This is a genomic window from Luteibacter aegosomatis (assembly GCF_023078455.1).
GTDB classification, from domain to species: domain Bacteria; phylum Pseudomonadota; class Gammaproteobacteria; order Xanthomonadales; family Rhodanobacteraceae; genus Luteibacter; species Luteibacter aegosomatis.
This window is the reverse complement of sequence record NZ_CP095740.1, coordinates 857,293-879,895: the sequence shown is the minus strand read 5'-3', so window position 1 is coordinate 879,895 and position 22,603 is coordinate 857,293. Positions and strand designations below refer to the sequence as shown.

General features: G+C 65.5%; 19 protein-coding genes. 6 read left to right on the top strand and 13 right to left on the bottom strand.

The genetic code is table 11. The features are described 5' to 3' along the window. The first annotated feature begins 224 nt into the window (after nt 1–224). Nucleotides 225–992, top strand: a complete 768-nt coding sequence (locus L2Y94_RS03890; protein ID WP_247373243.1) for a hypothetical protein — start codon at nt 225–227, stop codon at nt 990–992. A gap of 149 nt (nt 993–1,141) precedes the next feature. Here the strand turns inward: L2Y94_RS03890 and L2Y94_RS03885 are convergent, their stop codons facing one another. Together L2Y94_RS03885 and tkt are read right to left on the bottom strand one after the other, a co-directional pair. After that, nucleotides 1,142–3,208, bottom strand: coding sequence for an acyltransferase family protein (locus L2Y94_RS03885; protein WP_247373242.1), 2,067 nt, complete (start codon nt 3,206–3,208; stop codon nt 1,142–1,144). A gap of 90 nt (nt 3,209–3,298) precedes the next feature. Further along, nucleotides 3,299–5,350 (bottom strand): transketolase, encoded by a 2,052-nt coding sequence (gene tkt / locus L2Y94_RS03880; RefSeq protein WP_247373241.1) that lies wholly within the window; start codon nt 5,348–5,350, stop codon nt 3,299–3,301. 221 nt (nt 5,351–5,571) lie between these two features. On the opposite strand from tkt, the gene L2Y94_RS03875 reads away from it, so the two are divergent. Both L2Y94_RS03875 and L2Y94_RS03870 read left to right on the top strand, forming a co-directional pair. Beyond that, nucleotides 5,572–6,300 carry an outer membrane protein gene (locus L2Y94_RS03875; RefSeq protein ID WP_247373236.1) on the top strand — a complete coding sequence of 243 codons (729 nt, stop codon included), beginning with the start codon at nt 5,572–5,574 and terminating at the stop codon, nt 6,298–6,300. Nucleotides 6,301–6,511: 211 nt separating this feature from the next. Then, the gene (locus L2Y94_RS03870; RefSeq protein ID WP_247373235.1) at nt 6,512–7,096 is read left to right on the top strand and encodes a porin family protein; all 585 of its coding nucleotides are present in this window, start codon (nt 6,512–6,514) and stop codon (nt 7,094–7,096) included. An 86-nt stretch (nt 7,097–7,182) separates the two neighbouring features. Here L2Y94_RS03870 and L2Y94_RS03865 read toward each other — a convergent pair whose 3' ends face one another. The 6 genes from L2Y94_RS03865 to L2Y94_RS03840 all read right to left on the bottom strand — a co-directional run bounded on the left by L2Y94_RS03865 (nt 7,183) and on the right by L2Y94_RS03840 (nt 13,633). Then, on the bottom strand, nt 7,183–7,878 hold the full coding sequence (locus L2Y94_RS03865) for a VIT1/CCC1 transporter family protein (protein ID WP_247373234.1): 696 nt from the start codon (nt 7,876–7,878) through the stop codon (nt 7,183–7,185). Nucleotides 7,879–7,961: 83 nt separating this feature from the next. Beyond that, entirely contained in the window at nt 7,962–9,386 is a 1,425-nt protein-coding gene (locus tag L2Y94_RS03860) for a reprolysin-like metallopeptidase (RefSeq protein ID WP_247373233.1), read from the bottom strand. 170 nt (nt 9,387–9,556) lie between these two features. Next, nucleotides 9,557–10,579, bottom strand: a complete 1,023-nt coding sequence (locus L2Y94_RS03855) for a class I fructose-bisphosphate aldolase (protein WP_247373231.1) — start codon at nt 10,577–10,579, stop codon at nt 9,557–9,559. A gap of 103 nt (nt 10,580–10,682) precedes the next feature. Next, nucleotides 10,683–11,129 (bottom strand): energy transducer TonB, encoded by a 447-nt coding sequence (locus tag L2Y94_RS03850; protein ID WP_247373229.1) that lies wholly within the window; start codon nt 11,127–11,129, stop codon nt 10,683–10,685. 181 nt (nt 11,130–11,310) lie between these two features. Further along, nucleotides 11,311–12,780 (bottom strand): pyruvate kinase, encoded by a 1,470-nt coding sequence (gene pyk, locus L2Y94_RS03845; protein WP_247373227.1) that lies wholly within the window; start codon nt 12,778–12,780, stop codon nt 11,311–11,313. A 43-nt stretch (nt 12,781–12,823) separates the two neighbouring features. Beyond that, on the bottom strand, nt 12,824–13,633 hold the full coding sequence (locus L2Y94_RS03840) for a S1/P1 nuclease (RefSeq protein ID WP_247373225.1): 810 nt from the start codon (nt 13,631–13,633) through the stop codon (nt 12,824–12,826). A gap of 175 nt (nt 13,634–13,808) precedes the next feature. Here L2Y94_RS03840 and gap point away from each other — a divergent pair, with 175 nt between their 5' ends. Next, nucleotides 13,809–14,825, top strand: coding sequence for a type I glyceraldehyde-3-phosphate dehydrogenase (gene gap, locus L2Y94_RS03835; protein ID WP_247373224.1), 1,017 nt, complete (start codon nt 13,809–13,811; stop codon nt 14,823–14,825). A 94-nt stretch (nt 14,826–14,919) separates the two neighbouring features. Continuing rightward, a complete protein-coding gene (locus tag L2Y94_RS03830) occupies nt 14,920–15,807 on the top strand; it encodes a hypothetical protein (protein WP_247373223.1) in 888 nt (295 codons plus the stop codon). Nucleotides 15,808–15,832: 25 nt separating this feature from the next. Here L2Y94_RS03830 and L2Y94_RS03825 read toward each other — a convergent pair whose 3' ends face one another. From L2Y94_RS03825 to hppD, 3 genes are all read right to left on the bottom strand, one after another. Next, the gene (locus L2Y94_RS03825; protein ID WP_247373222.1) at nt 15,833–16,813 is read right to left on the bottom strand and encodes a fumarylacetoacetate hydrolase family protein; all 981 of its coding nucleotides are present in this window, start codon (nt 16,811–16,813) and stop codon (nt 15,833–15,835) included. Nucleotides 16,814–16,829: 16 nt separating this feature from the next. After that, entirely contained in the window at nt 16,830–18,137 is a 1,308-nt protein-coding gene (gene hmgA, locus L2Y94_RS03820) for a homogentisate 1,2-dioxygenase (RefSeq protein WP_247373221.1), read from the bottom strand. Nucleotides 18,138–18,225: 88 nt separating this feature from the next. Then, entirely contained in the window at nt 18,226–19,314 is a 1,089-nt protein-coding gene (gene hppD, locus L2Y94_RS03815; protein WP_247373220.1) for a 4-hydroxyphenylpyruvate dioxygenase, read from the bottom strand. Between the two features lie 93 nt (nt 19,315–19,407). Between hppD and L2Y94_RS03810 the strand changes: the two genes are divergently transcribed. Continuing rightward, the gene (locus tag L2Y94_RS03810; protein ID WP_247373219.1) at nt 19,408–19,854 is read left to right on the top strand and encodes a MarR family winged helix-turn-helix transcriptional regulator; all 447 of its coding nucleotides are present in this window, start codon (nt 19,408–19,410) and stop codon (nt 19,852–19,854) included. A gap of 102 nt (nt 19,855–19,956) precedes the next feature. On the opposite strand, the gene L2Y94_RS03805 is transcribed toward L2Y94_RS03810, so the two are convergent. Both L2Y94_RS03805 and L2Y94_RS03800 read right to left on the bottom strand, forming a co-directional pair. Continuing rightward, nucleotides 19,957–21,462: a peptide MFS transporter gene (locus L2Y94_RS03805; protein WP_247373218.1), complete on the bottom strand. Its 1,506-nt coding sequence runs from the start codon at nt 21,460–21,462 to the stop codon at nt 19,957–19,959. A 70-nt stretch (nt 21,463–21,532) separates the two neighbouring features. Next, nucleotides 21,533–22,381, bottom strand: a complete 849-nt coding sequence (locus L2Y94_RS03800) for a tryptophan 2,3-dioxygenase (protein WP_247373217.1) — start codon at nt 22,379–22,381, stop codon at nt 21,533–21,535. Nucleotides 22,382–22,603: the final 222 nt, after the last annotated feature.

Sequence of the window (22,603 nt, the reverse complement as noted above, 5' to 3'; positions counted from 1 at the left end):
TCGAAACGTTAAGGATTTCACGTCAAATCTTGAATCAGCGCATTCCTAAATCTCCGTGAAACATTTCTTCACCGATGACCTAAGCGTTCCTCGCTTACAGCATCCGACCACATGCGCCGCTCGAACCTTCTCCCCGCTTCAGCGGCCACCACCGATACACCGCAGACGCGACCCACTCAATGATGAGCTTGCCGCCGCCCCGGTGGCCAAGAAGGGAGAAAAATATGTACCGAGTCACACGCCGTCGCGCCCTCGCTTCCATCACGGTTACCGCGCTATCCGTAACGTCCGTCAACGCGGCCGCACTCCTCCCCGGCGAGACACTATGGGCAGGACAGTCGCTGTACTCAGACGATCATCGATACTTCGCCACCATGCAGACAGATGGAAATCTCGTCGTTTACAAGAACGACGGGAGTCACACGGTCATCTGGTCGACGCAGACGTCAGGACGTGGCGCCAACCGCGCCGTCATGCAAGCAGATGGTAATTTCGTCCTCTACACGGCCGATCACCAAGCCATCTGGTGGACCGGAAGCAACGGTCCGTCACGGATGTTTACCGTTACGGAACATGGTCAAGCCATGGTATTGGCGGTGATCCCCACGTGGTCTAGCGGGTCGGGCAGCCCAGGGCTTGCGCCTGGGGATCCGTTGGTATTCCGCGACGGAACCCATTTCCCCAAAGGGCACACCTACTCGCAGATCAATGGCCATCACCTGTCCTTTCAGGGCGATGGAAACATGGTGCTGTATAGGCATGGCAATCCCATCTGGTCGTCCAACACCTGGCGTGCGGACTCCGCCACCTTTGCCAACGGCCTTCACGTGACAGGCGGGAAAAAAGCGCAATTTTCATGCGGGCAGCCTGCCAGCTGCGAAATATGGGCCGAGCACGAATCTGATGCAGACCCTTGGCTTTCTCACACTCGAGGCAAACGGCAACCTCGCAGCCTATGGCGTAAAGGAGATATGGGTCGCACCTGCGTATGATCGGCAACCGGCAAGGCATCCAGGCGTAGCCCCTTGCATAGGTGATCCCCGCCTCTGCAGGGCGCTGAACGAGCGGCCCTTCTGGACAATCAGGTTAGGCGGCTAAGTCGTCGCCCCCCCGATCTGGGGTGCCATCCATTGGCGTCAGTTCAGTTGGCGGCCGCTCTCATGGCGTCCTCAAATCCAGGAAGCAGCACCTTGTTTCCGTACGCGCTGACATGGTCGCCGTCAAAGAACAACGGGCGGCCGTCCCGGAAACCGTCACAACGCGGGCCTTCGGGACATAGCGTCGGAAAAGGATCGAACACGGTGGTTCCCGGCACCGCCTTGGCCACCGCGTTCACCGCATCGAGCATGGGTTGGCGAAGTCGCTCGAATTCGGCGCGATCCACGCTCGTGCCTTCGGCACACATGGGATTGGTCTTCGTCCATGCATCCGCGCAACGATAGGCCGGCGCGTTGAGAAGCAGGTTGGGCGCTTCGATGACGACGCGGGCGCCTTTGTCGTGGAACCGCGAAACGACCTCGATGGCACGGTCGAGCTCTCCGCTCTGCATGGCGACGGTATCGGCATGCAGGGCCTGCGCGACGAAGGCCTCACGCGGATATCGTATCCACTGGTCGACCAGGCGAGGCATGCGTAACGAAGGCAGGAATACCACGTCGCCCGCCTTCACTCGCGCGAGGATGTCGTTGGCGGCCGTGAGCGAACTCTGCTCGCAACGCGGATCGTCCCGGTTCGGTTGCAGGCTGAGGAAGGCACAGCCCGAATTGTTGTAGAGGGTGACGTGTGCACCCGTGCGGGCCACGTAGCCTTCGAACAGGGTTCCGAAGGCCATGGCATGCGAGTCGCCGACCACGAAGATGTCCGGCCCATCGACCGGCCGATCGCATGCCACGCGGGCATAGCTGATGCGCTTGCCCTGCGGCAGTTCGACCGTCTGCGGCTGAGGTACGCCACAGGCGTCCACGTGCTTCTTCCGCGTCGTGGTCGGATACCAGTCGTCCGCGTGTTTCGCTACGGTGCTCAACGACCAGCGGGGTTGGCGGTGGTCGATGAAACGATGCAGCGAAGCACCGATCACCAACGCCAACAGGCCGCATGCGACCACCGCGATGCGGGGCGCTCGACGGATACCCGCCGATCGACGTATCGGCTGTTCGATCCATCGCCACGAGAGCCACGCCAGCACGAAGGTGATGGCCACGGCCGCCAGCCGTTCCGGCCACGCACCCAGCCCGGCCGTCCATCGAAACAACACGAAAACCGGCCAGTGCCAGAGATAGAGCGAATACGACATGGCGCCGATGAAGCGCATGGGCGGCGCACTGAGCAGACGCACCGGCCACACCGAAGCGGGCTGGCCATGCAGGGCGCCGAGCGCGAGTGCCGTTCCCGCCACGGCCCACAGTGCGCCCGGTATGGGAAAGGATTCCGGTTGCGATGTCCACAGGCCATAAGCCATCAGGCAAAGGCCGGCGATGCCAGCCGCCGCCTTCCAGGATGAGGCCGGTGCGGTGTCGGCCGTATCGAACCGGCGTCCAGCGCAGGCCATGGCCTGGTACAACACGACGCCGGTGGCGAGCTCCCAGAATCGCGAGGCGAGAAGATAGAACGCCGCCTGGCTATCCGTCGTGCCCAGCCACCAGGCGTGCACCAGCGACACCACGCCCAGCGCGATGCATACGGCCAACGTGACGGGGCGCCAACGGCCGCCGAAGCTCCACGCCCAGAACAGCACCGGGAACAGAAGGTAGAACTGCTCCTCCACGCCCAACGACCACGTGTGCGTGTAGGGATTGAATTCCGTGATGGGCGAGAAGTAGCTGTTCGCGTTGTGCGCCAGCACGATGTTGCTGAAACCGAAGAAGGCGAAGCGCCCCGTCTTCTGGTTGTGTTCGCTCAGCCAGGCCTCGGGAATGAACAGCGTCGCGGCCAGGGTCGTCGTGAGCAGGCAGGCCAGCAGCGCCGGCGCGATGCGCTGGAATCGACGGGCCAGGAAATACATCCAGAACGACGGCAGCGACGTGCGCTCCCGCAGTCCCACCGACGCGCTCACCACGAAACCGGAGATCACGAAAAACACGTCCACGCCCGCGAAACCGCCGGGTAACCAGGCCGCGTGCAGGTGATAAAGCACCACCGAGGCCACGGCGATGGCACGAAGGCCGTCGATGTAGGGAAAGTAGGCGTGCGGGGAACGCGGGGTAGTCATCGGGACAGCGGGCGGATCGACCTATGGGGCAACCATCAAAGACAAGGGGCTCCCTCGCGGGAGCCCCTTGTCTTCATCGTTTCAAACGGCTTACTTGATCACGCCCTTCACCGCGTCGATCACCGCCGTGGTGGTGATGCCGAAGTGCTCGTAGAGCTTCTCGATGGGAGCCGACGCGCCGTAGGTGGTCATGCCGACGGTGGCGCCGTCGAGGCCGACGTACTTGGCCCAGAAGTCGACGCTGGCGGCTTCCACCGCCACGCGGGCGCGGCACCACGACGGCAGCACGCCTTCGCGGTATTCGACCGGCTGGGCGTCGAACTCCTCGGTGCAAGGCATCGAGACGACGCGGACCGAATAGCCGTTGCCGTTGAGGCTGGCCGCGGCTTCGACCGCCATACCCACTTCGGAGCCGGTGGCGATGATGATGGCCGACTTCGCCAGGTTCTTCTCGGAGAAGTTCTCCGGCTCGACCAGCACGTAGCCGCCCTTCTCGATATTCGCCACCTGTTCCGCGGTGCGCGCATTGTGCTTCAGCGTCTGGCGCGAGAAGACCAGGCAGGACGGGCCGCCCGTGGCGTGCTTGTCATGCTTGACCACCTTGCGCTCGATCGCGACCTTCCACGCCACGGCCGATTCGACCGCGTCGGCCGGACGCCACACGCGATTGTTCGGGATCAGGCGCAACGAACCCAGGTGCTCCACCGGCTGGTGGGTGGGACCGTCTTCGCCCAGACCGATCGAATCGTGCGTGTACACATGAATGACGTGGGCGGGAATCAGCGCCGCCATGCGCACGGCGTTACGCGCGTAATCGGAGAAGGTGAGGAAAGTGGCGTCGTAGGGGATGAAACCGCCATGCAGGGCGACGCCGTTGGCGATAGCGCTCATGCCGAACTCGCGGACGCCGTAGTGGACGTAGTTGCCACCCGGGCTAAGCACGCTCTTGGCGCCCTTCCAGATGGTGAGGTTGGACGGCGCAAGGTCGGCCGAGCCGCCGAGCAGTTCCGGCAAGACCGGGCCGAAGGCGTCCAACGACATCTGCGAAGCCTTGCGCGAGGCGACCTCCGGACCTTCGGCCTGGAGCTTGTCGACGAAGGCCTTGGCGGTTTCCTTCCAGTTCTTCGGCAGACCGCCCTCGACGCGACGCTTCAGTTCGGCGGCGAGTTCCGGATGATCCTTCTCGTAGGCGGCGAACTTGTCGTTCCAGGCCTTCTCGGCTTCGCCGCCGGCTTTCTTGGCATCCCACGAGGCGTAGATCTCGTCGGGGATCACGAACTCCGGGTAGTTCCAGCCCAGGCGCTCACGGGTGAGCTTGACTTCGTCCTTGCCCAGCGCCGCGCCGTGCGACGCTTCCTTGCCTTCCTTGTTCGGCGAACCGAAACCGATGACGGTCTTGCAGATCACCAGCGAGGGCTTCTCGCTCTGCGAGGTGGCCTTCGTGAGCGCCTTCTTGATGGCGTCGGCGTCGTGACCGTCGACCGGCTTGCCGTCGTCGCCCATCACCACGTTCCAGCCATAGGCCTCGAAGCGCTGCTGGGTGTTGTCGGTGAACCACTCGTGCACTTCACCGTCGATGGAGATGCCGTTGTCGTCGTACACCGCCACGAGCTTGCCGAGCTTCAGCGTGCCGGCGAGCGAGGCCACTTCGTGCGAGATGCCTTCCATGAGGCAGCCGTCGCCGACGAACACGTAGGTGTGGTGGTCGACGATGTCGTGGCCCGGACGATTGAACTGCTCGGCGAGCAGCTTTTCGGCGAGGGCGAAGCCCACGGAATTGGCCAGGCCCTGGCCGAGCGGACCGGTGGTGGTCTCCACGCCCGGGGTCATGTGCCACTCGGGATGGCCGGGCGTGCGGGAATTCAGCTGACGAAAGTTCTTAAGCTCGCTGATCGGCAAGTCGTAGCCGGTCAGGTGCAGCAAGGCGTACTGCAGCATCGAGCCATGGCCGTTCGAGAGCACGAAGCGGTCGCGGTTGAGCCAATGCGGGTTGGACGGGTTGTGGTGCAGGAAGTCGCCCCACAGCACTTCGGCGATGTCGGCCATGCCCATGGGCATGCCAGGATGACCGGAATTGGCGGCTTGCACACCATCCATGGCCAGGGCGCGGATCGCATTGGCGCGTTCGCGGCGTGTCGTCATCGGCGTTCTCCAATTAGGGGCATGTGGAAAACCGTCATTGTCGCGCATCGGATGGCAGCTTGTCGTGAGGTCGCCTGGAGCCGGGGAAGTTAACCTCGGCTTAATCTTTTCATCCGCATTTCTGAATTTCTTCAGGTTCGGGGCGCTCTAATCGATCCCGGTCATCGCACTCCCCCACCCCAAGTCGCGATGGCCGCCCCGAAAAAAAGAGGAATATTCCCATGAAGAAGGCAGCTCTTGCCCTTGCGGTTTCTTGCGTTTCGTTCGCGGCCGTCCCGGCCTTCGCCCAGGACAACTCGGCCGTTTCGGGCAACTACCAGCCCAGCCAGTCGGTCGGTAGCGGCAACTGGTTCATCGGCGCCAACGTGGGTCGCACCAACGGCAGCGATACCGGCGGCTTCGGCAGCGATACCGGCGGTTTCAATCCCCTGCACGGCAACAAGGGCCGTCGCACGGGTTACGGCGTTCTCGGCGGCTACCGCTGGAAGGTCGGTCCCGATCTCGGCCTGGGCCTCGAGGCCGGCTACGCGGATCTGGGCAACTATCGCGTGAAGAACGTCTTCGAAGAAGACCAGGACGTCAACCAGAAAGCCACCAAGAACGCCCTGCGCGGCTGGATGGTCGGCGTGAACGGCAAGATCAACCTCGTGCCGCAGTGGTACATCAGCATGCACGGCGGCCTCTTCTGGTCGAACGACAACAACAACAACTACAACAACAGCGTGGGCCAGGACCTCGGCTTCTCCAACGGCGGCCGCGACGGTCGCGGCAGCTGGTATGCCGGTCTGGGCACCGGTTGGGACATCAACGAGCACTTCGGCGTGGGCGTGAGCTACGACTACTTCCACGCCAATGCCGGCAAGGTGCGCGACAACACCACCGGCGAGGTCAGCCCGGGCCTGAAGCGCTCCACCGGCATCGTGTCGCTGGCCGGCGAATACCGCTTCTAAACACCGAAGCCTTGTGGCGCAACGCATTGAGCCGCGGCGGGCAACCGTCGCGGCTTAATCGTTTCTTAATATTGAACTAAGCGGTGTTGAATCCCTGCCAGAGCGCCACATCTAAGGTCCGACGCACGACACCCCGCCGTGCGCAGGCAGCGTAGACGACATCCCCCTAGGTCGCCGCCGCTCAAAAAAAATAAAGCAGGAGAGTTCCACCATGAAGAAGACCCTCATCGCCCTTGCCCTCGTGGCCGCCGGCGCCGTCGCCGCACCCGCCTTCGCACAGGACGCCAATGGCGCCGGTGGCTGGTTCGTCAACGGCAACGTCGGCCGCACCTCCGTCGACAAGGGCCGCTACGACGGCCACGACACGGGTTACGCGCTGAATGGCGGTTATCGCTGGACGGTGTCGCCGTGGGCCGCGCTCGGCGTCGAAGTGGGCTACAACGACCTCGGCAACATCAACGCCAAGAGCCTGTTCAACGGCAACCGCGTGGTCGACCGCCGCAAGTCCGAGCTGCATGGCTGGACGGCCGGCGTGAACGGTCACTTCAACATCACCCCGCAGTGGTACGTGAGCGCCCGCGGTGGCATCTACGGTTGGCAGGGCCATGGCCTGAGCAACGACGACCCCGATCGCCACAGCATCGACAAGACCAGCTGGTACGCCGGTGCGGGCGTGGGCTACGACTTCAGCAACAACTGGAGCCTGGGCATCAACTACGACCACTACGATGCCGACAAGCACGGTGTCGACCTGTCGACCAACATGGCGTCGATCAGCGCCGAATATCGCTTCTGATCGATGAAAGAGGCCGGCGACGAAACCGGCCTTTGGTCGCCGCAACCCCCGGGACGCCGTCCCGGGGGTTTCTTTTTTGGAACCCGCTAGCCGACACCGCCGAAAAGCGTTCCTACCAGGGTAGTCATCGCCATGGCCAGCGCGCCCCATACGGTGATTCGCAACGCGCCCACCCGGACGCTCGCGCCTCCGGTGCGAGCCGCGATGCCACCGAGCACCGCGAGGAACACCAATGCGGTGAGGAAGACCCACCCCAGGAGGCCGGAGGCGGGAGCCCATGCAACGACGAGCAGCGGGCAAGCGGCACCGGTGGCGAAGCTGATCGCGGAAGCCGCTGCCGCCTGGAGGGGACGTGCCCTTAGCGTGGCGGTGATACCCAGCTCGTCGCGGGTGTGCGCGTCCAGTGCGTCGTGTGCCATCAATTGCTCGGCGACCTGGCGAGCCAGTGACGGGTCGAGCCCACGACCGACGTAAATGGCCGCCAATTCCTTGTGCTCACCTTCCACGTCGTTCGCGAGTTCTTCCTTTTCGCGGGCCAGATCGGCGTTTTCGCTGTCGGCCTGCGACTGGACCGATACGTATTCGCCCGCCGCCATCGACATGGCGCCGGCCATCAGCCCGGCCGTGCCCGCGGTCAGGATCGCCGATGGTGTCGCGTGGGCCGCCGCCACGCCCATCACCAGGCTGGCCGTCGACACGATGCCGTCGTTGGCACCGAGAACGGCGGCCCGCAGCCACCCCATGCGTCCGGTGGCATGGCGCTCACGGTGAAGGTACGGCATCGGCGGCTCCTGAACCCCTGGGTCGGCCTGATCATGCGCCACGCGCGACGTCATGGCGACAGAATCCATCCTCGCATACCCGGTCAGGGCTTCGCCGGCACCCTCGTGGTGCGGAAACCGGCCGCGATGGGCATCGTGTAGCGCAGCGTGCGCGCCACATCGGCGTAGTCGACCACGCCGCAAGGCAAGCCCTTGCAGAGGGTCACGGACGGATTGGAATACGTCCAGATACGCTCGTTGGCGTCGGGACCGTAGGCCATCACGTCGTAGAACTGCGCGGCGAAGTTGCGGTAACCGTACGAGTACGGAAACAGACCGCCCGTGGCGTCCTGTTCGTGGTTGTGCTGCGCGCCGAGGTTGTGCGCCAGCTCATGCGCCAGCGTGGTGGCTTCACAGTAATAGCCCGTGGGGAGGCTGCCGTCGCTCACCACCGAATACATCAGGTCGGCGTCGTTCGCATAGTTACCCGGCGGAATGTAGGCCACGCCGCAACCGTTGTTGGCGGCGTCGTATTCACGCACGAAGGTCACCAGGTCCGCGCCCGACTGGTCGCGCATCGCCTGGATCCAGGGCGTACCGGTGCGGATCGACTCGAGCATCTGCGTATTGTCGGTATCGTCGGGTGCCTGCGCTTCCTGGGTGCGCACCATGCGGAACGAGGCGTTCACCTGCGAATTGCCCAGCACCTGGTTCGCCACGTCGAAACGGTTGGTCAGCGCCGTTACCGCGGCCGATGCGCTGCCCTTGGCCTTGCGAAAGCCGCTGGAGTAGATGGCGAGTACGTCCACCGTCGTGGCGCCACCGGCACCGGCTTTCGCCGTCCCGTCGGGGTTCGCCAGCGGCTGGTCGGCCGCGTCGAGCGCGCCGACGGTACCGCCGGGCTGCACCGGCCGGATGCCGTCGCCGAGCGGATTCACGCCCACGTGCAGGCTCGACAACGGCGCGGACACCATGAAGGTCTGGCCGCCTTGCGTCGTCAACGTCAACTGGCGTCCTTCACTGTCGGGCAAGGTGGCCACCGTGGCGTCGGGGCCGAACGTGATCACGGCGCGCTGCGTGCCGTCCACGCCATCGGGTTTGCCGACCCAGCTCCAGTTGCCGTCACCATGGTCGACCGCGTGCTCGAAGGCCAGGCTCATGCGTGAACCGCCCGGCGTCGGGATCGACAGGCGACCTCCGCTCGTCATCGCGGCCCGGGCCTGTTTTTCATCGATGCGAACGGGATACCAGGTAAATACGCCCTCGCGACGCGGTGGCTCGGAACCCGTCAGGGCCAGCAAGGGCAGCGCGGCGCCACCGGCGCTCGACGTGGCGCCCGGGCCATGCACGCGTGCGTCGATGGCGACGCGCGCACCGTCCGGCGCCTTCGGCTCGGCAACCGAAGGGCCGGATCCGGCATCGGCGGTCATCGCTGGGACCTGGACCCTATCGCGGTCCCGCCACACGGCCGAACCGGCCGCCACGCACGCCAACGAGGCCGCCAGGGCGACCCAACCACGCTGTTTCATTCGACCATCCCGAGCCCGTGGGGCGCCGATCGACGCCCATTCGCGCGATTGGAGCCGCTGTCATGAACGGCCGCAATGGCTGTCCGGCGAAAAGGCCGACTTCGTCACAAGAAAAAGGCGCCGACGAAGCGGCGCCTTTTTCGATCTAGACGGCGAAAACCGCCCGTCGCTTACTTCTTCTTCCAGTTGCCCTGCGCGGCGAGGCTGTTCTCCTTCGCCCGCTCGACCACCGTCTTCTGCGCGGCGTCGTAGTTGGCGCTCTGGTCCTTCGCCCAGGTTTCGAGGGCCTTGGAGACCAGCGCGCGGCCGTACGAGAAGCTGATGGGCCAGGGGTGCGGACCGAGCTTGTTGATCTCGTTGAGGTTTTCGGTCGCCTGCTGGTCTTCCTGGCCGCCCGAGAGGAACACGATGCCCGCCACGGCGGCCGGCACGGCGTACTGGAAGACGCTGACGGTGGCGTTGGCCACGTCCTCGGCATCCACCTGGTCTTCCTTCGGTGCGTACTTGCCCGGGATGACCATGCTGACCTTCAGGATCAGCGCCTTGAGCTCGACGTTGTTGAGTTCGAGCTGGGCGAACAGGCTCTGCAACACCTCTTTGTGCACGGCGAAGCTGGTATCGATATCGTGCACGCTGTCCTTGTCGTCCATCAGGATTTCGGGTTCCACCATCGGAACCAGGCCGGCCTCCTGGCAGAGCGCGGCGTAACGGGCCAGTGCATGCGTGTTGGCCTCGACGGCGGCCGAGGTCGGCGTGTCGTCGGTGATCTTGATGACGGCACGCCACTTGGCGAACTGCGCGCCGAGCTTGGCGTACTCCTGGAGGCGCTCGCGCAGGCCATCGAGGCCTTCGGTGACCACTTCGTTCGGGAAGCCGGCCAGCGGGTGCGTGCCCTTGTCGACCTTGATGCCCGGGATGATGCCGGCCGCCTTCATGGCATCGACCATCGTGCGACCGTCGTCGGTCTTCTGACGAATGGTTTCGTCGAACAGGATGGCGCCGGAGATGTACTCGCCCAGGCCGGGAGCCGTCAGCAGCAGCTGGCGGTACTTGCGGCGGTTTTCCTCGGTGTTCTCCAGGCCGACGGCCTCGATGCGCTTCTTGATGGTCGAGGCCGACTCGTCGACGGCGATGATGCCCTTGCCCGGGGCGACCATCGCCTGCGCGATCTGTTCGAGGTTTTCGATGCTCATGCGAACTCCGTGGAAGTAGTGGTATGCCCCCGAAGGAAACGGGGCGATGACGAAAAAAGCGAAGTATAGGGGAGCTTGGAGCAAAAGCCGTTGTGCGGCGCGATCAAGTGGTCTGGTAGCCTGGCAGGGCGCACTTCTTGAGGATCTCGGTTTTTTTCGCGGGATCCTCCGGCAGGTTGAAGCCGGTCACGTAATAGGTCTGCACCGGAACGGCCGTACCGTTCTGGGTGCCCTTCACGTAGGAAAGCTGGTTGACGATGCTCAGGCCGACCTGGCCGAGGTCTCCCTCCGGCACTACTTTTTCGATCTTCGCGTTCTGCGGGCGGCCGTCGGAGCCGATCATGTACGACACCGCGACACACGTCGGCTGGTTGAGGTTCCTGCCGGTGTTGGGAATGTCGGGACTGACCGACTTGGTGGTCAGAAACCAGTACCCGGTCAGGTTCTCCGGGGCGACGCGGCGGAGGTTCTGCGCCTCGGCGGCACCGGACACGAGGAGAAGGGCAATGGCGGCGGCGATGGCGCCGGTGCGGAGAGAATTGCGGTTCATGACGCCCTCGGTGGCTTTACCTGGGCGTGCAGTTTAACGCCGTGGCCGCATGCGGTGCGTGTGAATTCGCGCCGTCGTGCGATGTCGCACCCGGGTTTCGCCGATACGATCGGCTCCCACCCCTTCGGTAGCGAGGTGGCTACCGAAGGGGTGGGAGCCGATCGCATCGGCGAACAGGGACTTACAGGTCGCGCAGGCTGTCCGCGATGCCGTCGTCGCCGATGACCAGCAGCTTCAGCGTGTTGGTACCGCCATGGCTGCCGATGTGGTCGCCGTGGGTGAGGATCACGCGGTCGCCCTTGGCCAGCTTGCCCAGCGCGAACAGGTGCTGGAGCGCGGCGCGGGCGGTGTGGGCCGGGTCGAGCTTGCCGGTCTCGAACGCCACCGGCTGCACGTCGCGCAGCATCAGCATGCGGCGGCGGGCCACGTCGGACGGCGACATCGCGTAGATGGGCACGGCGAAGCGGTAGCGCGACAGCCACTGCGCGGTGGCGCCCGATTCGGTGAGCGAGACGATGGCGCGCACGCCGACCTGCGAGGCCAGCAGCATTGCCGCGAGGGCGATGGCCTGGTCGGAACGGTCGAGCGAATGCGTGCCCGGACGCAGGTCGTCGCGCGGCTCGAACTGGCGCTCGGCGCCGAGGCAGATGCGGCGCATGGCGGCCACGGCCTTGTCCGGGTGGGCGCCGGCGGCGCTTTCTTCCGAGAGCATCACCGCGTCGGTGCCGTCGATGACCGCGTTGGCCACGTCGAGCACTTCGGCGCGGGTCGGGATCGGCGCGCGCACCATCGACTGGAGCATCTGCGTGGCGGTGATCACCGAGCGGTTGCGCAGCACCGACTCGCGGATGATCTTCTTCTGCAGGCCCGGCAGCTCGGCGTCGCCGATCTCCACGCCCAGGTCGCCGCGGGCCACCATCACCACGTCGGAGGCGTCGATGATCTCGCCCAGCACGGGGATGGCGTCGGCGCGTTCGATCTTCGACACGATGGCGGCGTCGCCGCCGGCCTCGCGGAGCAGGCGGCGGGCTTCGTGGAGGTCTTCGGCCGAGCGCACGAAGGACACGGCGAGGAAGTCGGCGCCCATCTCGGCGGCGAGCTTGATGTCGTTGCGGTCCTTGTCGGACAGCGCGGACACGCTGAGGCCGCCGCCCTGACGGTTCAGGCCCTTGCGGTTGGACAGGCGGCCGCCGATGGCGACGCGGGTGTGGATCTCGCTGCCGACCACGTCCACCACGGCCAGGGCCACGAGGCCATCGTCGAGCAGCAGGATGTCGCCGGCCACCACGTCGCGCGGCAGGTCGTAGTAGCTCACGCCCACGCGGGTCTGGTCGCCGACCGGCGCATCCGGCCGGCAGTCGAGGGTGAAGCTGTCGCCCGGCATCAGGTCGATGGGGCCGTCGGCGAATTTCTCGATGCGGATCTTCGGACCCTGCAGGTCGGCCAGGATGCCCACCTCGCGGCCCACGGCGTCGGCCGCGGCGCGCACGGCGTTGGCGCGGGCGCGGTGGTCGTCGGGCGTGCCGTGCGAGAGGTTGAGGCGCACGATGTCCACGCCCTCCTCCAGGATTTTCTCGAGCATGCCCGGCACGTCGGTGGCGGGGCCGAGGGTGGCGACGATCTTGGTGCGGCGAACCTGGATTTCGGTCATCGGTGCTTACCTTGAGGGTGCGAATTCATGGGGAGACGTGCGATCAGTCGAGCGTCTTGTCGAGCAGGTCGGCCAGGCGCTTGCCCGCCTCGCGCAGGCGGGTTTCCGCCACGGGCAGGTACTTGGCGACGTAGGCGTCGTCGATCTTGTGTCCATTGGGGTAGAAACCGGGCCTGGCGACGATCGAGCAGGATTCCTCCGCCCACTGGACGTAGGCGTCGCCCTTGGCGCGGGGAAGCTTCACGGGGCCTTCGGCGGCGAGCTTGTCGGCGTAGGCATCCCACTTGAGGTCGGCGGTGTAGAGCATCTGCGAATCCCACACGCGGTGCAGGTTGGTGCCCTTGCCGCCGAACTGGACCTGGTAGTCGTTGCCGCCCTTGTCGTCGCGGTTGCCCGCGTGCAGCGGCTGGTGCACGTCGCCGACGAAGTGCACCACGAACTTCAGCGCCTCGGCGCGTTCGGCGTTCGACCGGTGGCGATCGCCCAGGATGGCGACGTACTTCTCCAGGCCGCCCACGACGTTGCGCGCCGAGGCGTCGGCCGGGCCGTCGTAACGGCAGTTCGTGGCGAAGTTGATGTAGTGCAGCGGCCCGGTGGCCTTGCCCAGGGCCTCGTGCTCCGGGTCGTTGCGCAGGTGGTCGGGCCAGCTGGCGATGTCGGCGAGGGAATCGTCGCCGTCGGTCGCGAGCAGGCGCTGCACCTCGGCCTTCGCGGCCGGGTCGAGCTGGCGCCAGGCCAGTTCGGCGACGATGCGGTGGCCGATGTCGCCCCAGGCCTGCACGGAGCCCGCGGCGGCGGTAATGGCGAGGGCCAGCAGGGTGGCGATGGCGCGGCGCTTGGGACGAGGTTTCATGGGACGGTAAACGTTTCCGGGCGGGCAAGCGGCCAAGTGTGCCACAGCCCGACTGAGGCACGAATGACAAATCGCGGCGATGCAGCAAGCCGCCCCCTGCGACGTTCCGTTACCATGGAGGTTTCGGCCCCTGGCCTTATCTTCAGTCGTGTCATTCCCCACCCGGAGGCAGCTCATGACCATCAAGGTCGCCATCAACGGTTACGGTCGCATCGGTCGCAATGTCTTGCGCGCGCTCTACGAAGCCAAGCAGAACGGCAAGGACATCCAGATCGTGGCCGTCAACGACCTCGGCAACGCCGAGACGAACGCCCACCTGACCCAGTACGACACCGCCCACGGCCGGTTCCCCGGCGAGGTGTCGGTGGACGGCGGCGACCTCATCGTCAACGGCGACCGCATCAAGGTGTTCGCCGAGCGCGATCCCTCCAAGCTGCCCTGGGGCGAGCACGGCGTCGACGTGGTGCTGGAGTCCACCGGCTTCTTCACCTCCAAGGCCAAGGCCAGCGCGCACATCGCCGGCGGTGCCAAGAAGGTGATCATCTCGGCCCCGGGCGACAAGGACGTGGACGGCACCTTCGTGATGGGCGTCAACGACGACAAGCTCACCTCGAAGCTCGAAGTGATCTCCAACGCCTCGTGCACCACCAACTGCCTGGCCCCGCTGGCCAAGGTGCTGCACGAGAAGATCGGCATCGTGCACGGCCTGATGACCACCATCCACGCCTACACCAACGACCAGGTGCTGACCGACGTCTACCATTCGGACCTGCGCCGCGCCCGTAGTGCCACGCACAGCCAGATCCCGACCAAGACCGGCGCCGCCGCCGCGGTGGGCCTGGTGCTGCCCGAACTCAACGGCAAGCTCGACGGCTTCGCCATGCGCGTGCCCACGATCAACGTCTCGGTGGTCGACCTCACCTTCACCGCCTCGCGCGAGACCACGAAGGAAGAAATCGACGCCGCCATCAACGAAGCCGCCAACGGCAAGCTGAAGGGCATCCTCGCGGTGAACACCAAGCCGCTGGTGTCGATCGACTTCAACCACAACCCGCATTCGTCGATCTACGATTCGACCCAGACCCGCGTCATGGGCGGCACGCTGGTGAAGGTGCTTTCCTGGTACGACAACGAGTGGGGCTTCTCCAACCGCATGCTCGACATGGCGAAGGCGTTGATGGCCGCCAAGTAAGGTACGGACGGGCGTCACCCGCCCTCCTCACCGTGGCATGATCGCGAAGGCCCGCACGTGGTGTGCGGGCCTTCTTCGTTTCAGGATGACTCGAATGACGCGACGCCTGCTCGTCCTCGCCTGCCTGGCCTTCGGCGCCTCGTGGGCCCATGCTTCGGATTGCACCGCCACCAACCCGCCCGCCGGCGCGCTGGTCGGCCAGGGACTTCTCGACCCGGACACCTCCGACGCCGAACGCCGACGTCTCGGCGCCGCACTGCTCTGCTCGGCGCTCGCCGGCAACGGCATCAGCCAGGAAATCGCCGGCTCGCTCTATCGCTGGGGGCCTCGCCACCCTGCTCATGTCTTCCCCGAGGACCATGACAAGGCGCGCGACCTGCTGACCGCCGCCGCCGGCCAGGGACGCCTGAGCGCCATGCTCAAACTGGCCGAACTCGAGCTCGATGACGGCCATGCGCGCGAGGCGATGATCTGGGTCCAGGTCGAAGGGCAGTTTTTCCGGCGCCAGCAGGGCAAGGCCGATGTCGTCGGCGATACGCCGGTCGCCAGCTACTACGTGATGCTGCTCAAGCGCGCCACCGACGCGCTCGGTCCGTCGGATGCCGCGGAACTGGAAAAACAGATCGATGCCCGCATCGCCATGCTGGACGGGCAGATCGCGGCGCTGCCCAAACGCACGCCGAACTCGCCCCCGCTATCGGGGGGCAAGTTGCCGTCGCAGCAACATGTGCAGGGCGCATCTCCGGAAGACTTCCAGGAAGGCGCGTACAGCCAGTACTTCGCGGAAATCGGACCCGACGGGCGCGTGGCCCGAAGCTGGCTGATCGATGCCTACCCCAATCCCGGCAGCGGCCTTCGCCTCTCCCGCATGCTGCGGCAGGTACGATGGAATGCGCTACCGGCGGGCGAGAACACGATGCGTTACGCCCTGGTGCCACTGACGATGGCCAGCCTTCACCGGGACATCCGGCTGAAATCGTAGCGTCGGGCGGCACCTATCGCCGACGTCAGAGCTTGCGGATCACCTGCTCGATGGCCCCGAAGATCGACGCGCCGCTCGCGTCGGTCACGTCGATGCGCACGGTATCGCCGAACGACAGGAACGGCGTCGACGGCTTGCCGTCGCGCAGGGTTTCCACCGTGCGCTGCTCGGCGAGGCAGGAGGCGCCTTTGGACGTATCCTCGTTGGCGATGGTGCCCGAGCCCACGAGGGTGCCCGCCGTGAGCGAACGTGTTTTCGCCGCGTGGGCCACGAGCTGCGAGAAGTCGAACTGCATGTCGACGCCGCATTCGGCTTCGCCGAACCAGCGGCCGTTGATCCAGGTGCGCATCGGCAGGTGCAGCTTGTCATCTCGCCAGGCATCGCCCAACTCGTCGGGCGTGACGAACACCGGCGACAGCGCCGAGCGCGGCTTGGACTGCAGGAAGCCGAAGCCCTTCGCCAGTTCGCCGGGAATGAGCCCGCGCAGCGATACGTCGTTGACCAGGCCCACCAGTTGGATGTGACCCGATGCCTGCGCCGGGCTGGACGCCATCGGTACGTCGTCGGTGATCACCACCACCTCGGCTTCGAGGTCGATGCCGTAGTCTTCGCTGGGCACCACCACCGGATCGCGCGGGCCGAGGAAGCCGGCGCTGGTGGCCTGGTACATGAGCGGATCGACGTAGAACGACTCGGGCACTTCCGCGCCACGCGCGCGACGCACCCGCTCCACGTGCGGCAGGTAGGCGCTGCCGTCGACGAACTCGAAGGCGCGCGGCAACGGGGCGGCCAGCAGGTTCATGTCGAGGTCGAAGGCCCCGGGGGCGCGGCCGTCGTTGAGGTCTTCCGACAAGGCATTGAGGCGAGGCGCCACGGCGTGCCAGTCGTCCAGCGCGGCCTGCATCGTCGCGGCGATGCCCGTGGCCTTCACGGCGCGGGCGAGATCGCGGCTGACGACCACCAGGGTGCCGTCGCGACCGCCTTCCTTCAGCGAAGCGAGTTTCATGTGTGTCCTTTGGCGATCAGGCGTGGGGATCGAAGTGTTTCTTCAGATCGCGCCAGCATTCGTAATAGTTGCCTTGCAGGGCGGGCGAAGCCAGCGCCTGGCGGCTGGGCCGGATGACCTTGCGCGTTTCGAACATGAAGGCCATGGTACCCACGATGTGGTCGGCCTTGCTGACGTCGGCGCTCGATGCCTTCTCGAAACTGGCCGCATCGGGCCCGTGCCCGCTCATGCAGTTGTGCAGGCTCGAGCCGCCCGGCACGAAACCGCCGGCCTTGGCGTCGTAGGCGCCGTGGATCAGCCCCATGAACTCGCTCGCCACGTTGCGATGGAAATACGGCGGACGGAACGTATGCTCGGCCACCAGCCAGCGCGGCGGGAAGATCACGAAGTCCATGTTCGCCACGCCCGGCGTATCGCTGGCCGAGGTAAGCACGGTGAAGATCGACGGATCCGGGTGGTCCACGGCGATGGAGCCGATGGTGTTGTAGCGGCGCAGGTCGTACTTGTAGGGCGCGTAGTTGCCGTGCCACGCCACCACGTCGAGCGGCGAGTGGCCGATCCGCGCCTGCCAGAGCGAGCCCTGGAACTTGGCGATCAGCGCGAAATCGCCGTCGAGGTCTTCGTAGGCCGCCACGGGCGTGAGGAAATCGCGCGGATGCGCGAGTCCGTTCGCCCCGATGGGGCCGAGGTCAGGCAGGTGCATGGGCGCGCCGAAGTTCTCCGCGACGTAACCACGCGCCTGTCCGTCGGGCAGCTCGACGAGGAAGCGTACGCCGCGCGGGACCACCGCGATCTCCAGCGGCTCGACCTCGACCACGCCCAGTTCGGTACGGATGCGCAGGCGCCCCTGCTGCGGAACGATCAGCAGCTCGCCGTCGGCATCGTAGAAGTAACGGCCTTCCATCGAACGGTTGGCGAGGTACTGATGGATGCCGACGCCCGCCTGCTCCGCCGGACCGCCGTTGCCGCCCATCGTGTAGAGACCATCGACGAAATCCGTATCGGCCTCGGGCATCGGCAACGGATCCCAGCGCAGCTGGTTGGGCGTGGCCGGCGCCTCGTCGAAACGGTTGTGGAACGTGGCGTGCGCCAGCTCGTCGAACGGCGAGTGCTGCGCGGCGGGGCGGATGCGATACAGCCAGCTGCGCAGGTTGCGATGGCGCGGCGCGGTGAACGCGCTGCCGGTGAGCTGTTCCGCGTAGAGGCCTTTCGCCACGCGTTGCGGCGAGTTCTGCCCGATGGGCAGCACGCCCTCCACCGCCTCGGTGGCGAACTGGTTGCCGAAACCGGGCTGGTATCCGCGGGTGTCGTCGGTGTGGCTCATCGTGGTGATCCCTTGGGATGAACGCATCGCGGCGCGGCTCCCCAGGGAGACCGCGCCGCGCACATCTTACTGTCGCCGGCCGCCTGGGTCAGAGTACGCCGCGACGCATCTGATCGCGCTCGATCGACTCGAACAGGGCCTGGAAATTGCCGTTGCCGAAGCCTTCGTTGCCCTTGCGCTGGATGATCTCGAAGAAGATCGGGCCGATATTGTTCTGCGTGAAGATCTGCAGCAGCAGCTTCTGCTTGGTCTCGGGATCGGCGTCGATCAGGAGCTTGTTCTTCTGCAGGCGCGGCACGTCCTCGCCGTGGTTCGGGATACGCTCGTCGATCACTTCGAAATACGTATCCGGGGTATCGAGGAACGCCACGCCCTTCTCGCGCATCGCTTCCACGGTGTCGTAGATCGTGTCGGTGAACAGGGCGATGTGCTGGATGCCTTCGCCGTTGTACTCACGGATGTATTCGTTGATCTGCGACTTCTCGTCGGACGATTCGTTGAGCGGGATGCGCACCAGGCCGTCGGGAGCGGTCATGGCCTTGGAGACCAGGCCGGTCTTCGCGCCCTTGATGTCGAAGTAGCGGATCTCGCGGAAGTTGAAGAGGCGCTCGTAGTAATCCGACCACTTCTGCATGTTGCCGAAGTAGAGGTTGTGCGTGAGGTGGTCGATGAAGGTGAGGCCGAAACCCTTCGGGTGACGGTCCACGCCCGGCAGGAAGTCGTACTCGGCCTCGAAGCAGTCGCCCTTGGCGCCGTAGGTGTCGATGAGGTACAGGCAGGCATCGCCGATGCCCTTGATGGTGGGCACGTTCAGCGCCAGCGTCTCGGTGCGCTCGGCGAGCAGTTCCGCGCCGTTCGACAGCGCGGTCTTCTGCACCTCGGCGGCCGGACGGTTGAAGCGGATGGCGAAGCCGCAGGCGCAGGGGCCGTGCTTGGCGACGAAATCGGCGGCGAAGGAGTTCGGCTCTTCGTTGACCAGGAAATTGCAGTCGCCCTGGCGATAGAGGGTGATGTTCTTCGTCTTGTGCTTCGCGACGGCGGTGAAGCCGAGGCGGGGGAACAGGTCGTGCAGCAGGTTCGCGTCGGGCGCGGCGAATTCCACGAATTCGAAGCCGTCGACTCCCTGGGGATTTTCGAAGGTCGTGACTTCCATACCGATGTTGGGCTGGGCGCTCATGGGCGATACTCCTGGCAGGCGTGGGCGCGGCTTGCGCCATCTACCGCCGATTTATAGTTTCACCTGTAACCAATTGCAAGGACTGGCGCAGCAATGTCCACCGAAACCGTCACTTCCCACGCCCCGCTCGATCTCGAACGGTTCCTGCCTTACCGGCTGTCGATCCTGTCCAACACGGTCAGCCAGTCGATCGCGGCGGATTACCAGGACCGATTCGAACTCAGCATGACGGAATGGCGCGTGATGGTGATCCTGGCCCGCTTCCCCGAGATCTCGGCGCGCGAGGTGGTCGACCGCTCGCGGATGGACAAGGTGGCCGTGAGCCGCGCCGTGGCGCGGCTCGTGGAAGCCGGCCGGGTCGACCGGGGCATCCACGGGGAGGACAAGCGGCGCTCGGTGCTGAAGCTGTCCGAGGCGGGCTGGGCCATCCACGACGAGGTGGCGCCGCGGGCCCGTGAGCACGAGCAGGAAGTGCTGGCGAAACTCGATGAGGACGAGAAGGCCTGGCTGAACCGGATCCTGGACAAGCTGATGGCCTGAGGCCAGCGTGCATTCGCCGATACGATCGGCTCCCACCCCTTCGGTAGTGAGCTTCCTACCGAAGGGGTGGGAGCCGATCGTATCGGCGAATCCTGCGGAGCGTTACTTGATCCCGTGCATCAACCTGTTGATGAGCGGCGCGATCAGGAACAGCACGATGCCCGCGCCCACCAGCAGCTCGAAGCTGAAGCTGAAGCCGGATAGCGCCGAGGCCACGGTCATGCCGCTCTCGCCGCTGATGTGGCCGGCGAGCAGCCCCGACAGGTTGTTGCCGATGGCCGTGGAGAGGAACCAGCCGCCCATCGCCAGGCCCACCACGCGCAGCGGCGCCAGCTTGGTCACCATCGACAGGCCGATCGGCGACAGGCACAGCTCGCCGATGGTCTGCGCCACGTAGCACGCCGCCAGCGGCCAGAAAGGAATCAGGCCGCGGCCGTCGACGAGGCTCTTCAGCGCGTACATCAGCACCAGGAAGCCCAGCGCGTTGAAGATCAGGCCCAGGCCGAACTTGCGCGGGATCGACGGTTCCTTGCGGAACTTCGCCAGGAACGCCCAGGCCAGCGCCACCGGCGGCGCGAAGATGAGGATCGCGGCCGAATTCACCGACTGGAACCAGCCGGTGGGGAATTCCCAGCCGAACATCTGGCGGTCGACGATGTTCTGGGCGAGGAAGTTGAACGAGCTGCCCGCCTGCTCGAAGAACATCCAGAACAGCACGTTGAAAGCGAACAGCAGCAGCATCGCGATGACGCGGTGGATCTGGATGCGGTCGTGGCGCACGGCCTCCACCACCAGCATCGCCGCCACGCCGATGAACAGGATGCCCAGCAGCCAGGCGATGAAGATCGCACCGGCCTTGGCCATCAGCAGGTAAACGAGCGGAATGGCGACGAGGATGCCCACCAGCACCGCGATGAAGCTCTTGGTGCCGTCACGCTCCGGCGGCGGCACGCCCACGCCCTGGAGTTGTTTGCGCCCGATCAGGAACCAGACGAAGCAGATCGCCATGCCGATGCCGGTGGAAAGGAACACGGCACGGTAGTTCTGCTGCAAGGGCGTGTCGGTGAGCACCGAGGCGATCCAGCCGGTGAGCAGCGGGGCGAGGAAGCCGCCCATGTTGATGCCCATGTAGAAAATGGTGAAGCCGCGGTCGCGACGGTCGTCGCCCACGGGATAGATCTGGCCCACCAGCGAGGAGATGTTCGGCTTGAACAGGCCGTTGCCGACGATCACCGTGGCCAGGCCGGCGAGAAAGACGTCCTGGTTCGGCACCATCACCATGAACAGGCCCAGACCCATCACCACCGCGCCGAGCAGGATCGAGCGCTGGTAGCCGAGCACGCGGTCGGCCACGTAGCCGCCGAAGATCGCCGAAGCGTAGACCAGGGCCAGGTAGGCGCCGTAGGTGCGGCTGGCATAGCCCTGCCCGGACGGATCGCCGGAGAAAAACTCCGCCACGATGTATAGCGTGAGCGCCCAACGCATGCCGTAGAAGGCGAAACGCTCCCAGAACTCGGTCATGAAGAGCATCCACAGGGGGCGCGGATGCCCCAGGGTCTGCGGATAATCGGGCACGGCCCGGGCGTCGGCTGGGGCGGTCGCTGTCATGGAATCCCTCGGGTGCGTGAAAACGGCGTCGAGGTGCGTGTGTAACCGCCCCGGCCGTTTGCGTCAAATCTTACGTACCCAGGATCGTGCGCACTTCGATCAATTCCGGGAAGAAACTCTGCTCCAGCGCCTTGCGCAGGAAGGCCACGCCGGAGGATCCGCCCGTGCCGGCGCGAAACCCGATGATCCGCTCCACCGTCTTCATGTGGCGGAACCGCCACAGCTGGAAGGATTCCTCGATGTCCACCAGCAGCTCGCTCAGGTGGTACTCCGGCCAGTACGAGGCCGTATTTTCGTAGATGCGCCGCAGCAACGGCAGCAGCGCGGGCTGCGGCTCCCACGGACGAGCCACGTCGCGCACCAGGATGTCCGCGGGCACGGCATGGCCGCGGCGCGCGAGGAAACGCAGGTATTCGTCGTAGAGCCCCGGGGCTTCGTAAACGGCGCGCAGCCGGGCGTGGCCCGGCGGATCGTGCTCGAACACGCGCAGCATGTCGGCGTGCTTGTTGCCGAGCATGAATTCGACGATGCGGTATTGCAGCGACTGGAATCCCGACGAGGGACCGAGCACGTCGCGGAACTGCAGGTATTCGGCCGGCGTCAACGTCTCCAGCACGCCCCACTGCTCGTAGAGCTGGCGCTGGATCTGTTTCACCCGCGCCAGCACCTTCTGCGTGTTCTGCAGATCGTCGCGGCGAAGGAAGGCCAGCGCGGCGTCGAGCTCGTGGATCATCAGCTTCAGCCACAGCTCGGAGGTCTGGTGCTGGATGATGAACAGCATCTCGTCGTGGTGCGCCGGCTCGCTCAGCGGCACCTGGGCCGTGAGCAGCTGGTCGAGCTTGAGATACCCGCCATAGGTGATCCGGCCGTCGAGGTCGGTGCGGATGCCGGGTTCGAGGTCACGCTGCGGATGGGCCATGGGGCATTTTTGCACAAACGGGGTTGACACCCCCGGAACCCGCGCCAGAGCGCCATTTCCGGGCCCTGGAGAAAAACCCCATGCTGCGCCGTGCCTTGCCGGGTGATAATACCCCTGATATCTAGTCCGGCTCGCAAGACCCCAAAGCCGTGTCGCGCCCCGCTGGATGGGCCCGGCCGCTTCCCCACTCGTGCGTGTCGTTTCTAACCAATCCCCTGGGAG